The sequence below is a fragment of the Cupriavidus sp. 8B genome (assembly GCF_054589115.1).
Genome location: NZ_BAAILO010000582.1, coordinates 1 through 356, shown reverse-complemented (window position 1 = coordinate 356; position 356 = coordinate 1). Strand labels below are relative to the sequence as shown.

1 protein-coding gene is annotated in these 356 nt (G+C 60.1%); it reads left to right on the top strand.

What is annotated here, in order from left to right; genetic code table 11:
* Window positions 1–356 (top strand): group II intron maturase-specific domain-containing protein (locus ACYP5B_RS49000; RefSeq protein ID WP_459574701.1); only part of this gene is annotated, 356 nt, incomplete at both ends.

Genomic DNA, 356 nt, shown 5'->3' with positions numbered 1-356 from the left:
GTGGGCAAGTTGTCGGTCGGCTTCTTGCCTGCGGTCAGCAACAAGGCTGCGAAGGCGATGCGGCAGGAGCTGCGTCGCCGCAGTGTGTTGCACCGCTATGACCTGAGTCTGACTGAGTTGGCGGACCGAACCCGTCCGACTTTACTGGGTTGGATTCAGTACTACGGTCGATTTTATCGGTCTGCGCTGGGACAGGTGCTGCTTGCGGTCGATGCCGCGCTGGTCCGCTGGGCCCAAAGGAAATACAAACACCTCAGCGGTCGGAAGGTGCCTGCAGCGGCATGGCTGAAAGACGTCAAGTCTCGGCAGCCAGGCTTATTTGCGCACTGGGCCATGGAGACCACGGTTGGACGATA